Origin of the sequence: Klebsiella ornithinolytica NBRC 105727 = ATCC 31898 (genome assembly GCF_001598295.1) — a bacterium.
GTDB lineage: Bacteria > Pseudomonadota > Gammaproteobacteria > Enterobacterales > Enterobacteriaceae > Klebsiella > Klebsiella ornithinolytica.
The window spans coordinates 144,395-163,945 of the sequence record NZ_BCYR01000008.1 but is presented as its reverse complement, the minus strand read 5'-3'; the positions used below and the strand labels follow the sequence as shown (position 1 = coordinate 163,945).

Genomic DNA, 19,551 nt, shown 5'->3' with positions numbered 1-19,551 from the left:
CCTCTTACTGCTTCAGTTTGGGATCGAGCGCGTCACGCAGACCGTCACCCATCAGGTTAAATGCCAACACCGTCAGCAGAATCGCGACACCCGGGAAGGTGACGACCCACCAGGCACTCTGCGCGAACTGCAACACGTCGGAGAGCATCGTGCCCCACTCCGGTGTCGGCGGCTGCGCACCCATGCCAAGGAAGCCAAGAGCGGCCATATCGAGAATGGCGTTAGAGAAGCCCAGCGACGCCTGAACAATCAGCGGAGCAAGGCAGTTAGGAAGAATGTTGATGAACATCTGACGGATTGCCCCCGCGCCTGCCACCCGTGAAGCGGTGACGTAGTCGCGGTTCACTTCCACCAGCACCGCCGCACGAGTCAATCGCACGTAGTGCGGCAGGGCGACAAAGGTGAGCGCCAGCGAAGCGTTCACGATCGAGGGGCCGAAGATAGCCACCAGCACCAGCGCCAGCAGCAGGCTCGGCAATGCCAGCATGATATCGACAACACGCATGATGATGGAGTCGATCACCCCGCCGAAGTAGCCGGCAATCAGGCCCAGCACCACGCCGAGAATCAGCGACAGCACCACGACCAGACAGCCAACCAGCAGCGACAAGCGCGCACCGTACATCAGTCGCGACAGAATATCGCGGCCCACGTCATCGGTCCCCAGAAGATGCGCAAAGCTTCCCCCCTCCTGCCAGGCCGGCGGCGCCAGCAGCACGTCGCGGAACTGATCCGCCGGGTTATAAGGGGCGAGGAAGTTAGCGAACACGGCGATAATAATCATAATCGCGACGTAGACCAGGCCGACAACCGCCCCTTTGTTGCGTTTGAAATAGTGCCAGAACTCCTGCAAAGGGGTCATTGGCACCGGTGCGGCGACAACTTTATTTTCAGTAATTTGTGACATGATGGCCCCTTACTTCTTATGCCGAATACGCGGGTTCACCACGCCGTACAGCAGATCGACCAGCAGGTTGACGAGGATAATCATCGTCGCGACCAGCAGTACCCCACCCTGAACCACCGGGTAATCACGGCGTTGCAGCGCATCGATCAGCCAGCGCCCTAGACCAGGCCAGGAGAAGATGGTTTCGGTCAGAATGGCGCCCGCCAGCAGCGTCCCTACCTGTAGCCCAATCACCGTGACCACCGGCAGCATAGCGTTACGCAGCGCGTGGACCACGATGACGCGCATCCGGGTCAATCCCTTGGCGCGCGCGGTGCGAATATAATCTTCGCCCAGCACTTCCAGCATCGAGGAGCGGGTCATACGCACGATAACTGCCAGCGGAATAGTGCCCAGCACCACGGCTGGCAGAATCATGTGCATTAAGGCATCAATAAAATCGCCCGGCTCGCCCCAGATAGCGGTATCGATGAGCATAAAACCGGTCAGCGGCAGGGTGTCGTCAAGGAACACGGTATCGCTGATACGTCCGGAGACTGGCGTCAGGTTGAGCTGGACTGAAACCAGCATGATCAGCATCATTCCCCACCAGAAGATCGGCATGGAATAACCGGTCAGCGCGAGGCCGACGGAGGTGTGATCGAAGATAGAGCCGCGTTTGACCGCCGCCAGTACGCCCACCGGAATACCGACGATAACGGCGAAAATCATCGCGCACACGCCCAGTTCCATCGTGGCTTTAAAGCGCGGCACGAACTCCTGCCACACGGGAATACGGCTTTTCAGCGAGATGCCTAAATCCCCATGCAAGACACCCCAGATATAGTGGGCATACTGCTGCCACATCGGCTTATCAAGGCCCATTTCAGCCAGCAGCTGAGCGTGACGTTCAGGGGAAATACCACGTTCGCCCGCCATAATCATCACCGGGTCACCGGGAATCATATGCACAAAGGCAAAGGTGAGAAGGGTAATACCGATAAATGTCGGGATGACAAGTCCCAAACGTCGGAGGATGAACTGCAACATAACCCGGATTCTCTATAGTGACGCCCCGCCTGGTGACAGGACGTCTGTATTGCTCACAAATGAAATCCCCCCTCCCCGTTAAGGGAGAGGGGAAACATACTGTTTATTATTCGACAGAGACGTTTTCGAAGTGGTGCTTGCCTAACGGGTCAACCACGTAGCCTTTGACTTCTTTACGCACCGGCTCATAAACGGTGGAGTGAGCGACGATCAGCGCCGGAGCCTGGTCATGCATCACAACCTGAGCCTGCTTATAAAGCTCGATACGTTTGTTGTGGTCATCGGTGGCACGTGCCGGCTGAATCAGATCTTCAAACGGCTTGTAGCACCAGCGAGAGTAGTTCGAGCCGTCTTTTGCTGCTGCGCAGCTGAACAGGGTAGCGAAGAAGTTATCCGGATCCCCGTTGTCGCCGGTCCAGCCCATCATCACGGTCTGGTGCTCGCCTGCTTTCGCACGCTTCAGATACTCGCCCCATTCGTAGGTGACGATCTTGGCCTGGACGCCAATTTTGGCCCAGTCAGCCTGGATCATCTCAGCCATACGGCGCGCGTTCGGGTTGTACGGACGCTGTACCGGCATTGCCCACAGATCGATGGAGAAGCCTTTTTCCATGCCGGCTTCTTTCAGCAGCGCTTTCGCTTTTTCCGGATCGTAAGTGTAGTCTTTAACGTCGTCGTTATAGCCCCACATGGTCGGTGGAATCAGGTTTTTCGCGGACTGGCCAGCGCCCTGGTAAACGGCTTTGATAATCGCTTCTTTATTTACCGCATAGGTCAGCGCCTGGCGGACTTTCACGTTATCCAGCGGTTTCTTCTCGGTGTTGAAGGAGAGATAGCCGACGTTCAGGCCCGGCTGTTCCAGCAGGTTAATGTTCTTATCTTCTTTCATGCGCGCGATGTCGGCCGGGTTCGGGTACGGCATCACCTGGCACTCATTCTTCTGCAGTTTGGCATAGCGCACGGAAGCATCAGGGGTAATGGAGAAGACCAGGCGATCGATCTTCGGCTTGGTGCCCCAGTAGCCCGGGAAGGCTTTATAGAGAATACGAGAGTCTTTCTGGTATTGCAGCAGCTGGAACGGCCCGGTACCGATTGGGTTCAGGTCCACTTTTTCCGGCGAACCGGCTTTCAGCATATTGTCGGCATACTCTTTGGACAGAATAGAGGCGAAGTCCATAGCCAGGTCAGCGAGGAACGGCGCTTCCGGGCGGGTCAGCACAAACTGGACGGTTTTATCGTCGACTTTCTTCACTTCGCTAATCAGGTCAGGGAGGCCCATCCCTTCGAAGTATTCATAGCTGCCGCCGGACACTTTATGGTACGGGTTTTGCGCGTTTTTCTGGCGATCGAACGAGAATACAACGTCGTCGGCATTCAGGTCGCGAGTGGGTTTAAAGTCTTTATTATCCTGCCACTTCACGCCCTGACGCAGGTGGAATGTATAGGTTTTGCCGTCCTCGCTCACTTCCCATTTTTCCGCCAGCCCCGGAATAACTTCCGTAGTACCGGTTTTGAATTCAACCAGGCGGTTATAGATGGGCACCGAGCTGGCGTCATAGGTTGTACCAGAAGTGAATAGCTGTGGGTTAAAGCCTTCCGGCGAACCTTCAGAACAATAAACCAGGGTCTTAGCCTGAACGCTTGCTGCAACGGTCAGGGCGACCAGGCTCAGACCAAGCTTCAGCATCCCTGACTTTTTCAAGGAAATACTCATTATTCTGCTCCAAATGTGATGTTGTTTGCATATATCCGCCAGGCCTTTATTTATTTTTTACCCGGTCTGGTCGGTGGTGCCCGAAGGCCTGGATGAGAGATGGGGATTCCTTTCACAAAAACGCCTGAGTTGCAGTGCGGATTCTCCATGAAATGCCCCTCATGCCCTACAATCTGTCAACAGAATGCGTAAACGTCAATACAGCCAACCGGGTTTTACATCCGGGGTGAGAATCAGCAGGCAAAGATTAAAAAAACTTCAAGACGCTATTTTCAGCAGAGAAATTTATGCTAGCGGCGAGCAGGCAGCATAAATGTCTTAATACTTCTTAACAGCTAGTGATAAGCAATTCTGGTAAATGGTGAAAATTTATTACGATGTGGCCAATATGTGAGCGATTAATAGCGCGAACGTTAAAACGCACAGCGGAAAATGCTGCAGTTATCCATAAGCTTCGCGAAAAAAGAACCTTAGATATATAAAAAAATACAATGGAAGATGTCACAAAATAGTTAACAGACAACATGAAACAAGGATTCGTGCTTTTTTTGTGACTTTGGTTAACTATCACACTCCGACATCGTGGCGCCCGGCGCGCTGCTCAACGCCATTGATGCAAGGGATCTCATTTTTACGGTGGTTTGGGCAGAGGCCTGTTTTTCCTGCCGGCAGAGGGAGACCGGCAAATAGACCTGAGGGGCGTTAAGCCAGCTAAAAATTGCTGAGGTACACATGACCGGTCAGGGCCGCAGGCATTGTCGAGCCTCTGTCCCCGGAGATTCTCATCCTCACCGGCTTCAGATGCAAAAAGCCTGCTCGTTGAGCAGGCTTTTAAATTTGGTCGGTGATAGAGGATGACTCACCACTACGTGGCTCGCCCTGCGGGCCGTTGCTTAAGCAACGTTCCCTCGCTACGCTCGGGTCGAACCTCTGCCCCCGGAGCTTCTCATCCTCACCGGCTTCAGATGCAAAAAAGCCTGCTCATTGAGCAGGCTTTTAAATTTGGTCGGTGATAGAGGATTCGAACCTCCGACCCCTTCGTCCCGAACGAAGTGCGCTACCAGGCTGCGCCAATCACCGAATGCGGGCGCATCTTACTGCTGAGACTCACACCCGTCAATGCCTTATTTGGAAAAAATAGCTCAAGCGGCGAGAAACTCGCCACTCCCGCTATTTCGCCACGGTTTTCCCCGCATCGGCAACGCGGCACCAGTTGTTATGCTCATTAATTCCACCGTCCGGCGAGGTGTAGCCCAGACAACCCATGATGGTGTCATACAGCTCAACATGACGACGCGGGACTTTCATCGCCGCCTGCTCTTTGAGGCGGGCAAACGAAGCAGCATGATCCGGCGCGGCCAGATATTTATCCGACATCCACACCATCATCGGCACACGGAACTGTTCCGGCGGCGCCATCTTACGTGGCGTACCGTGCAGGTGTTCGTGCTCGTTGATTGACTCCCCGTGATCGGCGGCATAGAACACAATCGCCTTCTTATCACGCAGCTGGTCCAGCACGCTCACGATAAAGTGATCGACATAGGTCACGCTATTATCGTAAGAGTTGATCAGCTCCGCTTTCGAGCATTTGCTGTCCACGCCCACACACTCCGGCTGCCACTGCGCAAAGCTGCGCGGGTAACGCTGGGTATAGTTAAAGTGTGAACCTTTGGTATGGAGAATAATCAGGTGTTTACCATGGTCATTCTTCATCAAAGAGCGCTTAACCTCATCCACCAGCAGCATGTCGTCCACGCTTTTGCCGCGGTTACGCGGTTCAGCGCCAATCTGCTCACGATAGGCAATGCTGTTCGCCATGGTATTGCTGTAGAACCACATCTCGCTCTGCATCGCATACAGGTCGCCGGTAAAGCCGAGCTGGTGCAAGACAGCAAAGACGTTTTGCTCTTTCAGCGTTCGCTGCGGGTTGTCTTCCGCCCCACCCTCACGCACAAACATGCAGCGCAGAGAGAGTTTGGTCGCGGTATCGCAGGAGTAGCCGCGGAAGGCCACCAGGTTTTTCTCCTGAGCCAGCTTCGGCGTGGTATTGCGGTTATAACCCAGGATCCCCATATGGTCCCAGCGGGTGGTTTCACCGATAATGAACACCACGTAGGTATCATCCAGGCCCTGCGGCTCGACATAGGTGAATTTTTTGGCAGGGTTTATCAACGACTTGTTATCTGAGGACTCATCCACCTGCGCCCAGGCGTACAGCCCCAGCGCGGAAAGCCAGTTCGATGGCAGATACGAGTTGGCAATCACCCCGCCGTAGCTCGGCATATCGACTTCAGAGCTACGCTCAACATCCTTCTGCCGCAGTTCGAGCAGGCGAATCGGTCCCCAGACCATTAACCCGGCGAGAGCAACGATGGCGATATTTTTTACCCGCTGGCCCGGCGTCCGAATTTGCCGCAGCAGAGTATGCTGGCAGCGGTTACTCCAGATAAGCAGCAGCGGCGGAGCGCTGACCAGCGCCAGCCACAGAATCAAATACCAACCCACCACCTCCTGAGAGAGGTCGATATCCGTGGTCATCACCGACGCAATGATGCCGTAGCCAATCACCACGTTCAGGAAGGTCATGTAATAGCTGGCGGCAGCGGAGAAAATCACCACCAACGTGGCGAGTATTCGCCAGACGCGCCGCCCCAGCAGCGACAGAACACGTAGCAGGAAAAACGTCACCAGCACGGTGGCAACCAGTTCCACAATCCCGGAAAGCCCTTTCCAGAGGGTAAATTCCTGCGCATAACCATCAAGGCGACGGAAAAGCACAGCAACGTTCATAAACCAGCCGATGTACAGCGCCAGCCAAAGGCTGACTTTCTGCTGTGTCATCGTTCTAATATAATTCATGCATGAAACCTGGAAAAAGAAGAGATAAAACCACCTGACTTACGCGATATAAGCGGGCAGGTTAATAGGGTGCGTTCAGGTTGATTAACTACTCAAACCCATTCGAGATGCCTTGAGGCGACGGGCTCGTGAATCCTCTGGAGCTTACTCAAGTAAGTGACTGAGGCGAACGAGCGCAGTCAACAATAAGGCAGTTTGAAGGACGGAGAGTATAAGAAACCTCTACAAAGCGCGCTAAGTAGACCACAGAGAAAGGAAAAAGTACCAGGTGGGAGTGTGATCCAACCAAACATTTACAAAACATTTGGTTGGACAGGCACAAATAGCTCAGGAATATCGGTATGACGCCGCAAAGAGGGCGTATCAGGCGTGGGCTTCGCTGTAAACTTCACCTTTCGGCTGGCGAATCGTCGTCGAGAGCGCCAGGGAGAGAATCAGCAGGGCAAAGATAACGCAGAAGGTCACGTAGAACCCACCGAACAGCGAGGCAATCAGCGATCCGCAGATGCTGCCGATACCAAAGCCCAGATAGATGACGCCGTAGTTTTTTGCCAGATTATTCAGACCGAAAAATTCACTGACCAGCGACGGGAACACGGTAATCGTTCCACCGAAGTTAAAGGCGACGCAGGCAATCGCGGCAAAGAAGGTTGTGGCGTTCAGCGGCGCGAACAGCAGCGCAGCCATGCCGACCAGGGAAACCACCTGACCGATAGTAATGACGCGGATACGGGAAATTTTATCCGACAGAATCCCCAGAACCAGACGTCCGCTCAGGTTGGCGATAGAGATAACGGTGACCGCATTCGCCGCCGTCGCGACATCCAGATGCACCATCCCTTGCGCGATATCTTTCGCGACGCCAATAACATACAGACCGCTCATGCAGGCCGTCAGGAACATCACGGCGAGCATCCAGTACTGCGGTTTACGCATCGACTCGGCCAGCGTGAAGTCATTCTCCACCACGCCATTATGCGAGGCGGCGGTATGATTCGGCGCATCTTTCATTAAGGTGGCGCCGAAGACAATCATCACCAGGACAATGGCGCCCCAGATAATAAAGGTTTTCTCCAGCCCGACGGTGGCCAGCAGGTGGCTATCAATAAATTTGAACCCGAGGCTACCGAGGCCATAGGAACCGATGGAAAAGGCGGAAATCAGCCCTTTACGCTCCGGGAACCACTTCACGCAGTTGGAGAGCGTCAGTAGATAGCCCGCGCCGTCCGCCAGGCCCACCAACAGGCCTGCGCTGAGCCAGAGCATCATCAGGCTGTTGGCGTGAGCGGTCAGGAAAAAGCCGAGCCCCAGCAGAACACCGGACGCCATCGTGACGCGTCTGACGCCAAAGCGTTCCTGCAGTTTACCGGCGACAGAAGAGGATAGCGCCAGACCGAGGCTTAACAGACCGAAGGAGAAAGCCACCTGGCTTACCGGTTCGTCCAGTTTTGCGGAAAGGGAACTGTTGAACAAACTCCATGTATAAACCGATCCCAGCGCGAATTGTGTGACGATCGTGCCGGCCAGCGTAAGCCAGCGGGTATATTGACTGTTTGCAGCGTTCATAGCAGATATCCTGAATAATTAACTGCCGCCACAATAGCGAAGTCACCTGAACGCCAGGGTAAAAAAGGCATGAAATGCCATCAGCAAGGAATGAAATGCATGTGAGCCGGAATGAATGACATTGAAAAAGGCAGGCGCATGACCGCAGCAGAAATAAGTTAGTGACTACTATCTTACAACAATGCGCCATTACTGTGTTTTTTAGGTAACAAGAACGTTTCACGCATGCTAAATAAAGGCTAAAAGTTAGCGCTCACCCCCATCACATAGAGATAGTTGGCGCCCGTTGTCGTATTCTCCGCCTGCGATAATGCCGCCCAGGCCGCAAGGTGTGAATTGAGGGCCATATCCGCCCCGAAGGTGACATCGCGCCAGGCGCCATCCTGACCGCGATTAGGGCCCATCAGATCCGAAGAGAGCGGCTGGTTGTAGCTCACCTGCGCCCACGGATGGACGCCCCATAGCGCCTGATAATCCATACGCCAGCCAAGCGTATTCACGTAGGGGTTGTCTGGCGCGCGGCGCGCGGGTGCGGTCGATATCACCTCGCTACGCAAACTCGCCACCGGGCCGGAAGTGACGCCGTTGGCCAGAGTAAAATTCCATCCCACGCTCATCCCGCGGCCGCTATCCGGCGGCGCCACCGCCTGATTCAGCGCAATACCGGGAAGATCGCCGGACGCATTCATCCGCTCCGCCAGAATATCTTCATAGCGGGGTTGGTGATCGCTATCCCACGTATAGCGTTCAGGGGTATTACTTTTGGTATCGATAGCGATATATTCCTGTTGCCAGGCATTCGCGCCACTGATAAACGAGACCCAGACAACTGCGCACGCCGGGAGCATAATCCCCCGAAGGCCATTGCATTTCTTTATTATCATTAATGCGACTCCAGAAAAGAGCCAAACCGGCATTATTGCTGTGTTTTTATGGGACGGGCTTCCCTGAATACCCTGAATTATGTGATTGGGCGAACGAATGCAGCCAATGCACATGCAACCTGAATAATGGCGGGTATATTTGAGAGTGGTATCCCTGTATTAACTATTATCTTTATCTTTCAGCCGTCAAGGCGAACGCGTAAGTTTTATTGCTAAAGGGAGAGAGACATGCAGCGCTGCGGTTGGGTAAGCCAGGACCCGCTTTACATCCAGTACCATGATAACGAGTGGGGCGTTGCGCAAAGAGATGCCCGCAAACTGTTCGAAATGATCTGCCTTGAGGGCCAGCAGGCCGGTCTGTCGTGGATTACGGTGTTGAAAAAACGTGAAAATTATCGCCAGGCCTTTCATCAGTTCGATCCGGTTCGCGTCGCCGCCATGAATGAGGCAGATATCGAGCGCCTGCTCCAGGACGCGGGAATTATTCGCCATCGCGGGAAAATTCAGGCCATTATTGGCAACGCCCGCGCCTTCCTGACCATGGAAGAGAGCGGCGAATCGTTTAGCGACTTTGTCTGGTCTTTCGTCGAGAATCAGCCACAGATCTCCCATGCCGCCACCCTGGCGGAGATACCCACCACCACACCGGCCTCCGACGCCCTCTCAAAGGCGCTGAAAAAGCGCGGTTTTAAGTTTGTTGGTTCCACCATCTGCTACTCCTTTATGCAGGCCTGCGGGCTGGTCAACGATCACCTGACGAGCTGCTTCTGTCACCCGGGAGGCGATGATGATCCGCAAGTGGGACGCTAAAGAGACCCGGCCGCTGCTCACGCTGTGGCTGGAAAGCACGATTCATGCCCATCCCTTTATCAACGAAACGTACTGGCACGAGAGTGTCGCCGTTGTACGCGATGTCTACCTGCCTGCAGCCAGCACCTGGGTGTGGGAAGAGAACGCGACGATAAAAGGTTTTGTCAGCGTGATGGAGTCCCGCTTTATCGGTGCGCTGTTTGTCGCGCCGGACGCAATTCGCCGCGGCATCGGCAGCGCGCTGCTGGACGAGGTCAAACAGCATTACCGCTGGCTCAGTCTCGAGGTTTACCAGAAAAACGTTCAGGCGGTGAATTTCTACCATGCGCAAGGCTTCCGGATAGAAGACTGCGCATGGCAGGACGATACGCTACAGCCGACCTGGATTATGCATTGGCCGGCGGATCAAACGCCGTAAGCGTCAGCGCAGGGCCGTCATATTTTTCCAGCCACGCCAGCGCCGTATTCCCGGCGCAGCCGTTGCCCAGCCGCGAAGTCGGAATATCTTTGGTCAGAACATTCACCGCGCCGTTTTTGCAGATACCGGCCTGCGGGTCGATATCAGGCCAGGCCCCTTCGTGTAAACAGATAACCCCTGGACGAATACCTTCCGTCACCACGGCACCGGCCAGCACCTGGCCGCGGGCATTCCACACCCGCACGACATCGCCGTCAGCAATATTGCGCGCCTGTGCGTCCAGCGGATGAAGGGTTAATGGCTCACGACCGGCAACTGCGTACTTTTCTCGCAGCGACGTATGGTTCAGCTGGCTGTGCAGACGATGCGCCGGATGAGCGGACAGCACCTGCAGCTGGCCGGGCTGAGCATTGCCGTGCCACTCGTCCGGTTCCAGCCACATTGGATGCGGTGGACAGTCCGGGTAGGCAAAGCCGGCAATCGTTGGAGAGTGAATTTCAATTTTGCCGCTCGCGGTTTTCAGCGGACTGGCCTGCGGATCGGCACGAAATGCCGCGAAACGGGCAAAACGGGCATTTTCCGGATTTTCCGGCATTTCTATCAGCTGGTTAGCCTGCCAGAACTGGTCAAATGGCGGTAGCGTCACCTGCTGGCTCGCCCCGCGTTGCGCGGCAATCTGATAGAAGGTCTCCAGCCACTGTAGATCGGTTTTCCCTTCGGTAAAACGCGCGCGCCCTCCCTCTTCCCAGCGCTCGCTGAGATCGGCAAAAACGTCAAAATCATCCCGGGCTTCATCGCGCGGCGCGACCACGCGCTTCATCGGCACCAGGTGCTGGTTACTGTAATCGCCGGTCATGGTCATATCGTGACGTTCAAACGAGGTTGTCGCCGGCAGGACAATATCGGCATGGCGGGCGGCGGCGGTCCAGAAGCACTCCGAAATGACGATAAGCTCCGGCTTCTGCCAGGCCCGAATCAAGCGGTTAGTATCCTGATGGTGGGTAAAGTTCGCGCCGCCGCACCACCAGACGAAGCGAATATCCGGAAAATGCCGGTCCATTCCGTTGTGTTGATACGGCGCGCCGGGGTTTTCCAGCGCTTCCACAATACGCGCCACCGGTATTTTTTCGACCGCCTCGGTACCGCCCGCCACGCAGCCTTGCATCGAAGCCAGCACCGCCGCCCGGCGGGTCGGGTTGCCGCCGTTGGCGAAGTGGTAGGAAAGGCCAAAACCGCCGCCGGGGGTACCAATCTGCCCCAGCATCGCGGCAAGCGTCACCAGCATCCAGTGCTTCTGCTCGCCAAACTGCTGGCGCTGCATCCCCCAACCAGACATCAGCATGGTGGTATTGTCATGGAATAGCGCTGCCAGCTCGCGGAGCTTATCCGCGCTGACGCCGCAAATCTCCGCCGCCCACTCTGCGGTTTTCGGCGTGCCATCGCTTTCACCGGTCAGATAGCGGGCAAAAACGTCATAGCCGCTGGTACAGCGGGCGAGAAACGCCTCATCCTGCCAGCCGTTTTCCACCAGCGTATGGGCAATGCCGAGCATCATCGCGACATCCGTACCCATATGCGGAGCGATCCATTCGCCCGCCTCGCCAAAGAATTCCGCCGTTTCCGATCGCATCGGATCGATGCAGATCACCCGCTTCCCGCTTTTGCGCAACCGATCGAACCATGGGATCCCCTGCTCATCGGAAGCGTTCCAGGCAATTTTTAGCGTATTCAGCGGGTTGGCGCTCCAGAGTACCACCACATCGCTATGTTCCAGTACCATCGGCCAGCTGGTCTGCTGCTGATAAACCTCATTGCCGCCAACCACATAGGGCATGATCGCCTGTGCCGCGCCGGTGGAATAATCCCCCAGATGTCCGGTATATCCGCCAGCCAGGCTCATGTAGCGCTGCAGCAACGTCGCCGCCTTGTGGAGTACGCCGTTAGAACGCCAGCCGTAGGAGCCGGCAAAAATCGATGCCGGGCCGTAGCTTTCCCGAATCCGCCGATGCTGTGCGTGGATAAGATCCAATGCCTCCTGCCAGCTCACCCGCACAAACTCGTCCTGGCCACGCACGCCCTGCGGACTATCCGGCGAAGCAAGGAAACCTTTACGTACCATCGGATAGCGGACGCGGGTTTTGCTGTGTACCTGCTCGCGCACCGCGGTTTGCAAGGAGTTGGCGAAAGAGGTCTCCAGCGCACCGCGGGAAGAGAGGACATTTTCACCATCCGTTTCAACCAGCATAGGCCCCCAGTGAGCCGCGGTTAAGATGGTTTTGGTTGCAGATGAGGTTGGCAAAGCGAGCTCCTGGTCAGCGAATGCAGGTGTTGTGACGGTCAGTGACACGACCGTTCAATGTTATTTACAAAAAGAGAGCCGGTCCGGGGAATTTTCTACGTAATTGGGCGTCATAATCAACCGTCACGCGCGCTGTGACAAAGAATAAAAAGGATTAAGGAAATAACATGAAAAAACGCGTACTCATGATTGCGGCTGTGGTTAGCGGCACCCTGGCGATTTCTGGCTGTACCACCAATCCGTATACCGGCGAACGCGAAGCGGGGAAATCCGGCATCGGCGCCGGGATCGGCTCGCTGGTCGGCGCGGGCGTCGGCGCACTCTCCTCGTCGAAAAAAGATCGCGGCAAAGGCGCGCTGATTGGCGCAGCGGCCGGGGCGGCGCTGGGCGGCGGCATCGGTTATTACATGGATGTGCAGGAAGCAAAACTGCGCGAGAAAATGCAGGGAACGGGCGTCAGCGTGACGCGAAATGGCGATAACATCGTGCTGAACATGCCAAATAACGTCACCTTTGACAGCAGCAGCGCCAACCTGAAACCGGCCGGGGCGAACACCCTGACCGGCGTGGCCATGGTGCTGAAAGAGTATGAGAAAACCGCGGTTAACGTCGTGGGTTACACCGACAGCACCGGCGGTCAGGATCTGAATATGCGCCTGTCGCAGCAGCGCGCCGACAGCGTTGCCAGCGCCCTCATCACCCAGGGCGTGGCGGCAAACCGTATTCGCACCAGCGGCATGGGCCCGGCGAACCCCATCGCCAGCAACACCACGGCGGAAGGGAAAGCGCAAAACCGTCGCGTAGAGATCACCCTGAGCCCGCTCCAGTAAGTCCGGCGGTCGACCCCGACCACCGCATCCTTCGCCCGGTAAGCGCCGCTTGCCGGGCAAAATGCTTGATATAGCAGATTTTCGCGCTAAGGTGTTCTCCAGATTTCAGCAAAGGAAGCCATCATGGCGAAAGCGGCGCGAGCAACCATTAGCGATGTGGCGAAAGCCGCAAAGACCGGAAAAACCAGCATTTCACGCTACCTCAATGGCGAAAAGCACCTGCTTTCCGACGACCTGCTGGCGCGCATTGAAAAAGCGATTGCCGAACTTAACTACCGCCCCAGCCTGATGGCCCGTGGCCTGAAACATGGCCGTACCCGGCTGATTGGCCTGATCATCGCCGATATCACCAACCCCTACTCGGTCAATGTCCTCAGCGGCATCGAAGCGGCCTGTCGCGAAAAGGGCTTTACTCTGCTGGTGTGTAATACCAATAACGAGCTCGACCAGGAGCTGCACTATCTCGACCTGCTGCGCAGCTACCAGGTTGAGGGGATCGTGGTCAACGCCGTCGGGATGCGCGAAGAGGGGCTGAATCGCCTGCAGCAGTCGGCGCTGCCGATGGTGCTCATTGACCGCAAGATTCCGGACTTCGCCTGCGATGTTGTCGGTCTGGACAACACCCAGGCCGCGACGACCGCCACAGAACATCTGGTGGAGAAAGGGTTTGAAGCCCTGCTGTTCCTCAGCGAGCCGCTCGGTTCGGTGAACACCCGTCGCGAACGTCTGAGCGCGTTTCGCGCCACCCTCCAGCGCTACGCCGGCATCGTCGCGGAAAACGCGGAAGTTCCGCTTAACGACGGCGCTATGCTCGATACGGTGCTGCGCCAGTTTCACTCCCGCCACCGCGGCATGCGCAAGGCGCTGATTTCCGCCAACGGCGCCCTGACGCTACAGGTTGCGCGCGCGCTCAAGCGAATCGACCTGGTTTGGGGCAGCGACATCGGCCTGCTCGGCTTCGACGAACTGGAGTGGGCGGAGCTGGCGGGCGTGGGGATTACTACGCTCAAACAGCCCACGTGGCAGATTGGCTATGCCGCGGTTGAGCAGGTGGTGCGCCGAATTGAAGGCACTAACGACCCCATCTGCGAGCGGGTCTTCTCCGGTGAACTGATCGTGCGCGGATCGACCTCCCGATAACTCTCCTTCGTGATGGTGATCATAAATCAGACATCCTCTCCTTTTCTTTGGAACCGGTACCATCTAGCGTAATAGAGTGATTTGCTACAGCGCTACCGGGAGTTTGTCAGATGGCCAGAAAAATTATTGTCGTGACCGCCGCCTATGGTCATGATTGCATTAAAGAACTTGGCGGGCAGTCCGCCGTACTGCCGTTTATCGCCGGCTCCGGCGCCGACGGCGTGGAAATCCGCCGTGAGTTATTCAGCGCTGACGAGCTCAACCAGCTGCCGGCGCTGGCCGCCACCATCGAGCGCCACAACCTGCTGGCCTGCTACTCTGCGCCGGAAGCCCTGTTTGAAGCGGATGGCGCCCTTAACCCGCGCCTGCCGGCGCTGTTGCGCGAAGCGCAGACCCTCAACGCCCTGTGGTTAAAACTGTCGCTCGGCCATTTTATCCATAACAACGAACTCGAATCGCTGCGCCGCATCCTGCAGGAGAGCGGCATGGCGCTGGTGGTGGAAAACGACCAGACCGACTGCGGCCAGCTGGCGCCGATGCAGCGCTTTAAAGCCTCCTGTCGGGTGAATCAGCTGCCGGTTACCTTAACTTTCGATATGGGTAACTGGCTGTGGGTCGGCGATTCGCCGGAAGAGGCCGCACGGCATCTGGCTCCCGCCGTCAGCTATATCCATGTCAAAGCCGCAGAGCCGCATCATGCGCACTTTCGCGCCGTCCCGCCCGATGAAGCTCCGGCACGCTGGCTGGCGCTGCTCGACAACCTGCCCGCCGATGCCCCGCGCGGTATCGAATTTCCGCTGGTGGGTCACGATCTGACGGCCGTAACCCGTCGCTATGTGAATTTGTTACGCGAGGAGTAAGCCATGGAAAACGCATTAGATGTCATCACCATCGGAGAAGCGATGGCGATGTTTGTCGCGACGGAAACCGGCGATCTGGCCGCAGTAGAACACTTTATGAAACGCGTAGCCGGCGCAGAGCTGAATGTCGCCACCGGCCTGGCTCGTCTGGGGCTGAAAGTCGGCTGGGTTAGCCGCGTGGGTAAAGACAGCTTCGGCCGTTTTGTGCTTCATTCGCTGGCCAAAGAAGGGATTGATGCGCGCGGCGTCAGCGAAGACAGCCGCTATGCAACCGGCTTCCAGATGAAATCTAAAGTTGAAAATGGAACCGATCCCATTGTGGAATACTTCCGCAAAGGTTCTGCCGCCAGCCATCTGTCGCCCGAAGACTTTCGCGCCGAATACTTCGCCAGCGCTCGCCACCTGCACCTTAGCGGCGTGGCCGCTGCGCTGTCGGAGAGTTCATACGCCCTGCTGGAGCAGGCGGCCACCACGATGAAGGCCCAGGGGAAGACCATCTCGTTCGATCCGAATCTGCGCCCGGTGCTGTGGAAAAGCGAAGCCGAGATGGTGGAAAAACTTAATCAGCTGGCGTTTCAGGCCGACTGGGTTCTGCCGGGTATCAAAGAGGGCATGATCCTCACCGGCCAACGGACTCCGGAGGGGATTGCCGATTTCTATCTCACGCGCGGCGTTCAGGCCGTGATCATTAAAACCGGCTGCGACGGCGCCTGGTACAAAACCGCCGCGGGCGAACAGGGCGCAGTCGCAGCCATCAAAGTCGATAACGTCGTGGATACCGTGGGCGCCGGCGATGGTTTTGCCGTCGGCGTGATTAGCGCTCTGCTCGAGGGCAGAACGCTGCAGCAGGCGATACGGCGCGGCAATAAAATTGGTTCGCTGGCCATTCAGGTCCAGGGCGACAGCGAAGGATTACCCACACGCGAGGCGCTGGGCGAATAGCCTGGACCCGCGTCATAATAACGGCCTCCTCTGTACCCTACATACGGCGGCGGCGTCATGAACCTCAACTTTAGAGGCAAGCCTATGAACAGCTCTACCAATGCAACGAAACGCTGGTGGTACATCATGCCTATCGTGTTTATCACGTATAGCCTGGCGTATCTCGACCGCGCAAACTTCAGCTTTGCTTCGGCAGCGGGCATTACGGAAGATTTAGGCATTACCAAAGGCATCTCGTCGCTCCTTGGCGCCCTTTTCTTCCTCGGCTATTTCTTCTTCCAGATCCCGGGGGCGATTTATGCTGAACGCCGTAGTGTACGTAAGCTGATTTTCATCTGCCTGATCCTGTGGGGCGCCTGCGCCTCGCTGACCGGGATGGTGCACAATATCCCCGCGCTGGCGGCGATCCGTTTTATTCTCGGCGTCGTTGAAGCGGCCGTTATGCCGGCAATGCTGATTTACATCAGTAACTGGTTTACCAAATCAGAACGTTCACGCGCCAACACCTTCTTAATCCTCGGTAACCCGGTCACGGTACTGTGGATGTCGGTGGTCTCCGGCTACCTGATTCAGTCCTTCGGCTGGCGTGAAATGTTTATTATTGAAGGCGTGCCGGCCGTCCTCTGGGCTTTCTGCTGGTGGGTGCTGGTCAAAGATAAACCGTCGCAGGTGAACTGGCTGTCGGAAAACGAAAAAGCCGCGCTGCAGGCGCAGCTGGAGAGCGAGCAGCAGGGTATTAAAGCCGTGCGTAACTACGGCGAAGCCTTCCGCTCACGCAACGTCATTCTGCTGTGCATGCAATATTTTGCCTGGAGCATCGGCGTGTACGGTTTTGTTCTGTGGCTGCCGTCCATTATCCGCAGCGGCGGCGTCAATATGGGGATGGTGGAAGTCGGCTGGCTCTCTTCGGTGCCTTATCTGGCCGCGACTATTGCGATGATCGTCGTCTCCTGGGCTTCCGATAAAATGCAGAACCGTAAACTGTTCGTCTGGCCGCTGCTGCTGATTGGCGGACTGGCTTTTATTGGCTCCTGGGCCGTCGGCGCTAACCATTTCTGGGCCTCTTATACCCTGCTGGTGATTGCCGGTGCGGCAATGTATGCCCCTTACGGCCCGTTCTTCGCCATTATTCCGGAAATGCTGCCGCGTAACGTCGCCGGCGGCGCAATGGCGCTCATCAACAGCATGGGGGCATTAGGGTCATTCTTTGGTTCGTGGTTCGTGGGCTACCTGAACGGCACCACCGGCAGCCCGTCAGCCTCATACATTTTCATGGGAGTGGCGCTTTTCGCCTCGGTATGGCTTACTTTAATTGTTAAGCCTGCTAACAATCAAAAGCTCCCCATCGGCGCTCGTCACGCCTGACTTTTACAACTTACGGAGATCCGCATGAAGCCGTCCGTTATTCTCTATAAAACGCTTCCCGACGACCTGCAGCAACGTCTGGAAAAACACTTTACCGTCACTCAGGTGAAAAACCTGAGCCCTGACACCGTCCAGCAGCACGCGGAAGCCTTTGCCCAGGCGGAAGGTCTGCTGGGGTCGAGCGAAAAAGTTGATGCCGCGTTACTGGAGAAAATGCCCAGGCTTCGTGCGACCTCCACGATTTCCGTCGGCTATGACAACTTCGATGTAGAGGCGCTGAATGCACGCAAAGTGCTGCTGATGCATACGCCGACCGTGCTGACTGAAACCGTAGCCGATACGGTGATGGCGCTGGTGCTCAGCACATCCCGTCGGGTGGTGGAGGTCGCCAACCGGGTGAAGGCCGGGGAGTGGACGAAAAGCATCGGCCCGGACTGGTTCGGCAGCGATGTGCACCATAAAACGCTGGGGATCGTGGGCATGGGCCGTATCGGGATGGCCCTGGCGCAGCGCGCGCACGCCGGTTTTGGCATGCCGATTCTGTATAACGCCCGCAGCCGTCACCCGCAGGCGGAAGAACGCTTTAACGCGCGTTACTGCGATCTGGATACGCTGCTGCAGGAAGCCGACTTTGTCTGTCTGATCCTGCCGCTGACCGCCGAGACTCATCACCTGTTCAACGCGGAAAAATTCGCGAAAATGAAGCCCTCCGCCATCTTTATTAATGCGGGCCGCGGCCCGGTTGTCGACGAAAAGGCGCTGATCTCGGCCTTGCAAAAGGGCCAAATCCACGCGGCCGGTCTGGACGTTTTCGAGCAGGAGCCACTGGCGAAAGAGTCGCCGCTGCTCACGCTACCTAACGTCGTCGCGCTGCCGCATATCGGTTCGGCCACTCATGAGACCCGCTACAATATGGCGGCGTGTGCGGTCGATAATTTGATTGATGCGCTGAATGGTCAGGTCGAGAAGAACTGCGTCAATCCGCAGGTGAAGTGAAGGTAAGCTGAAGTCACCCGGGTCGAGGTCAATACCTGACCCGGGTTGACGAACCGGTTAACGCGTTGCGTTAACTGCCGCCGTCCACGCCTGGTTGAAAGCCTGATGCTGGGCAGCCAGCGGGCCAATCAGAGCGTTATACTGGCTGGCCTGCTGCGAGGTCGGGAACTGAATCCCGTTTGCCACGAAGCTCACCTGAGTATTTTGCTGAGCGATAAAATCACCCACCTGCACCAGCTGCTGAGTAAAGACCTGCGCGGCAGGAATCAGCGGCTGCAGCGCGTTTGCCGGTGCGGTCACGACTTTGTTGTAAACCTGGTCAAAGACCGGTTTCAGATCGTCACTCTGCTTCAGCGCGCTATGTGCGCCATCGGCCTGCATTTTCGCATTTTCCAGCTGCTGGCTCAGCACGCCCAGCGCGCCGTTTGCCTGGCGCAGCGGTTCACGCTGAGTCACATAATCCTGCGGAACGCGAATCGCATTCACGCTGTCTACGACCGGACGCAGACCCGCATCCATCGCCTGACTTACCTGCTGTGAGTAGCCGTAAATCACCGCGTAATCGGAAACAAAAGGACCGAACTGTTTTTTCTGATCGGCTGTCAGCGTCGGCAGACGTTCGCCGCTACGCATTGCCGTATTTTGCAGGAAGTCGATAAACGCTTTGCGCTGATCGCCTTCTTTATCAAAACACCCACTCAGGCTAACCACCATTAATAAGGCCGCAATAGCCGCAAACCAGCGAGAGCAGGACTTTCCTGTCGCCATTTTTTTACTCCTTTCAGCCAAAAAAAGCGCACACAGACACACACGTGCCAGACGCTGACAAGGATAGTCCAGGTCGGCCTTGCAGGATACTCTTTCCTGACAATCTTACGCAGGAAAAGTACCGTTCGCGGCGTTTGACGGGTGAACGCGGGCGTCTGTTA

At 56.5% G+C, this 19,551-nt stretch carries 16 protein-coding genes, 1 tRNA gene and 1 other RNA gene; 8 read left to right on the top strand and 10 right to left on the bottom strand.

Annotated features, from left to right (window positions below):
- Positions 1-4: 4 nt before the first annotated feature.
- From dppC to ROR01S_RS16735, 8 genes are all read right to left on the bottom strand, one after another.
- Positions 5-907, bottom strand: coding sequence for a dipeptide ABC transporter permease DppC (gene dppC / locus ROR01S_RS16770; RefSeq protein WP_015585547.1), 903 nt, complete (start codon positions 905-907; stop codon positions 5-7).
- A gap of 9 nt (positions 908-916) precedes the next feature.
- Positions 917-1,936, bottom strand: coding sequence for a dipeptide ABC transporter permease DppB (gene dppB, locus ROR01S_RS16765; RefSeq protein ID WP_004868763.1), 1,020 nt, complete (start codon positions 1,934-1,936; stop codon positions 917-919).
- A 106-nt stretch (positions 1,937-2,042) separates the two neighbouring features.
- The gene (gene dppA / locus ROR01S_RS16760; RefSeq protein ID WP_004868766.1) at positions 2,043-3,650 is read right to left on the bottom strand and encodes a dipeptide ABC transporter periplasmic-binding protein DppA; all 1,608 of its coding nucleotides are present in this window, start codon (positions 3,648-3,650) and stop codon (positions 2,043-2,045) included.
- 838 nt (positions 3,651-4,488) lie between these two features.
- A non-coding RNA gene (locus ROR01S_RS16755) (RtT sRNA) lies at positions 4,489-4,620 on the bottom strand.
- A 33-nt stretch (positions 4,621-4,653) separates the two neighbouring features.
- Positions 4,654-4,730: transfer RNA gene (locus ROR01S_RS16750), tRNA-Pro, on the bottom strand.
- A gap of 90 nt (positions 4,731-4,820) precedes the next feature.
- The gene (gene eptB, locus ROR01S_RS16745) at positions 4,821-6,512 is read right to left on the bottom strand and encodes a kdo(2)-lipid A phosphoethanolamine 7''-transferase (protein ID WP_004868768.1); all 1,692 of its coding nucleotides are present in this window, start codon (positions 6,510-6,512) and stop codon (positions 4,821-4,823) included.
- Positions 6,513-6,875: 363 nt separating this feature from the next.
- Positions 6,876-8,078, bottom strand: coding sequence for an L-lactate MFS transporter (locus ROR01S_RS16740; RefSeq protein ID WP_015585546.1), 1,203 nt, complete (start codon positions 8,076-8,078; stop codon positions 6,876-6,878).
- 239 nt (positions 8,079-8,317) lie between these two features.
- Positions 8,318-8,926, bottom strand: a complete 609-nt coding sequence (locus ROR01S_RS16735; protein WP_162268841.1) for an autotransporter outer membrane beta-barrel domain-containing protein — start codon at positions 8,924-8,926, stop codon at positions 8,318-8,320.
- Between the two features lie 264 nt (positions 8,927-9,190).
- Here ROR01S_RS16735 and tag point away from each other — a divergent pair, with 264 nt between their 5' ends.
- Both tag and ROR01S_RS16725 read left to right on the top strand, forming a co-directional pair.
- The gene (gene tag / locus ROR01S_RS16730; protein ID WP_004868774.1) at positions 9,191-9,772 is read left to right on the top strand and encodes a DNA-3-methyladenine glycosylase I; all 582 of its coding nucleotides are present in this window, start codon (positions 9,191-9,193) and stop codon (positions 9,770-9,772) included.
- Positions 9,750-10,190: an N-acetyltransferase gene (locus tag ROR01S_RS16725; RefSeq protein WP_004868776.1), complete on the top strand. Its 441-nt coding sequence runs from the start codon at positions 9,750-9,752 to the stop codon at positions 10,188-10,190. The genes tag and ROR01S_RS16725 overlap by 23 nt, the downstream gene beginning before the upstream one ends.
- Here ROR01S_RS16725 and ROR01S_RS16720 read toward each other — a convergent pair.
- Complete coding sequence (locus tag ROR01S_RS16720; RefSeq protein ID WP_064356590.1) at positions 10,159-12,489, bottom strand: molybdopterin guanine dinucleotide-containing S/N-oxide reductase; 2,331 nt, start codon at positions 12,487-12,489, stop codon at positions 10,159-10,161. The genes ROR01S_RS16725 and ROR01S_RS16720 overlap by 32 nt on opposite strands.
- Before the next feature lie 167 nt (positions 12,490-12,656).
- Between ROR01S_RS16720 and ROR01S_RS16715 the strand changes: the two genes are divergently transcribed.
- The 6 genes from ROR01S_RS16715 to ghrB all read left to right on the top strand — a co-directional run bounded on the left by ROR01S_RS16715 (position 12,657) and on the right by ghrB (position 18,622).
- Complete coding sequence (locus tag ROR01S_RS16715) at positions 12,657-13,319, top strand: OmpA family lipoprotein (protein WP_004868780.1); 663 nt, start codon at positions 12,657-12,659, stop codon at positions 13,317-13,319.
- 123 nt (positions 13,320-13,442) lie between these two features.
- Positions 13,443-14,459 (top strand): LacI family DNA-binding transcriptional regulator, encoded by a 1,017-nt coding sequence (locus ROR01S_RS16710; RefSeq protein WP_004868782.1) that lies wholly within the window; start codon positions 13,443-13,445, stop codon positions 14,457-14,459.
- Between the two features lie 110 nt (positions 14,460-14,569).
- Entirely contained in the window at positions 14,570-15,319 is a 750-nt protein-coding gene (locus ROR01S_RS16705; RefSeq protein WP_004868783.1) for a sugar phosphate isomerase/epimerase family protein, read from the top strand.
- Between the two features lie 3 nt (positions 15,320-15,322).
- The gene (locus ROR01S_RS16700; protein WP_004868786.1) at positions 15,323-16,261 is read left to right on the top strand and encodes a sugar kinase; all 939 of its coding nucleotides are present in this window, start codon (positions 15,323-15,325) and stop codon (positions 16,259-16,261) included.
- A gap of 84 nt (positions 16,262-16,345) precedes the next feature.
- Entirely contained in the window at positions 16,346-17,626 is a 1,281-nt protein-coding gene (locus ROR01S_RS16695; protein ID WP_004868788.1) for an MFS transporter, read from the top strand.
- A gap of 24 nt (positions 17,627-17,650) precedes the next feature.
- On the top strand, positions 17,651-18,622 hold the full coding sequence (gene ghrB, locus ROR01S_RS16690) for a glyoxylate/hydroxypyruvate reductase GhrB (RefSeq protein WP_004868790.1): 972 nt from the start codon (positions 17,651-17,653) through the stop codon (positions 18,620-18,622).
- Between the two features lie 57 nt (positions 18,623-18,679).
- On the opposite strand, the gene ROR01S_RS16685 is transcribed toward ghrB, so the two are convergent.
- Positions 18,680-19,390 carry a DUF3053 domain-containing protein gene (locus tag ROR01S_RS16685; RefSeq protein ID WP_004868792.1) on the bottom strand — a complete coding sequence of 237 codons (711 nt, stop codon included), beginning with the start codon at positions 19,388-19,390 and terminating at the stop codon, positions 18,680-18,682.
- Positions 19,391-19,551: the final 161 nt, after the last annotated feature.

What these genes read in the sequence shown, in the direction of transcription:
- ROR01S_RS16685 (WP_004868792.1), bottom strand. Translation starts at nt 19,390, where the DNA reads ATGGCGACAGGAAAGTCCTGCTCTCGCTGGTTTGCGGCTATTGCGGCC.
- ROR01S_RS16735 (WP_162268841.1), bottom strand. Translation starts at nt 8,926, where the DNA reads ATGCTCCCGGCGTGCGCAGTTGTCTGGGTCTCGTTTATCAGTGGCGCG.
- ROR01S_RS16740 (WP_015585546.1), bottom strand. Translation starts at nt 8,078, where the DNA reads ATGAACGCTGCAAACAGTCAATATACCCGCTGGCTTACGCTGGCCGGC.
- ROR01S_RS16715 (WP_004868780.1), top strand. Translation starts at nt 12,657, where the DNA reads ATGAAAAAACGCGTACTCATGATTGCGGCTGTGGTTAGCGGCACCCTG.
- eptB (WP_004868768.1), bottom strand. Translation starts at nt 6,512, where the DNA reads ATGAATTATATTAGAACGATGACACAGCAGAAAGTCAGCCTTTGGCTG.
- ROR01S_RS16700 (WP_004868786.1), top strand. Translation starts at nt 15,323, where the DNA reads ATGGAAAACGCATTAGATGTCATCACCATCGGAGAAGCGATGGCGATG.
- ROR01S_RS16705 (WP_004868783.1), top strand. Translation starts at nt 14,570, where the DNA reads ATGGCCAGAAAAATTATTGTCGTGACCGCCGCCTATGGTCATGATTGC.
- ROR01S_RS16695 (WP_004868788.1), top strand. Translation starts at nt 16,346, where the DNA reads ATGAACAGCTCTACCAATGCAACGAAACGCTGGTGGTACATCATGCCT.
- dppC (WP_015585547.1), bottom strand. Translation starts at nt 907, where the DNA reads ATGTCACAAATTACTGAAAATAAAGTTGTCGCCGCACCGGTGCCAATG.
- ghrB (WP_004868790.1), top strand. Translation starts at nt 17,651, where the DNA reads ATGAAGCCGTCCGTTATTCTCTATAAAACGCTTCCCGACGACCTGCAG.
- dppA (WP_004868766.1), bottom strand. Translation starts at nt 3,650, where the DNA reads ATGAGTATTTCCTTGAAAAAGTCAGGGATGCTGAAGCTTGGTCTGAGC.
- tag (WP_004868774.1), top strand. Translation starts at nt 9,191, where the DNA reads ATGCAGCGCTGCGGTTGGGTAAGCCAGGACCCGCTTTACATCCAGTAC.
- dppB (WP_004868763.1), bottom strand. Translation starts at nt 1,936, where the DNA reads ATGTTGCAGTTCATCCTCCGACGTTTGGGACTTGTCATCCCGACATTT.
- ROR01S_RS16710 (WP_004868782.1), top strand. Translation starts at nt 13,443, where the DNA reads ATGGCGAAAGCGGCGCGAGCAACCATTAGCGATGTGGCGAAAGCCGCA.
- ROR01S_RS16725 (WP_004868776.1), top strand. Translation starts at nt 9,750, where the DNA reads ATGATCCGCAAGTGGGACGCTAAAGAGACCCGGCCGCTGCTCACGCTG.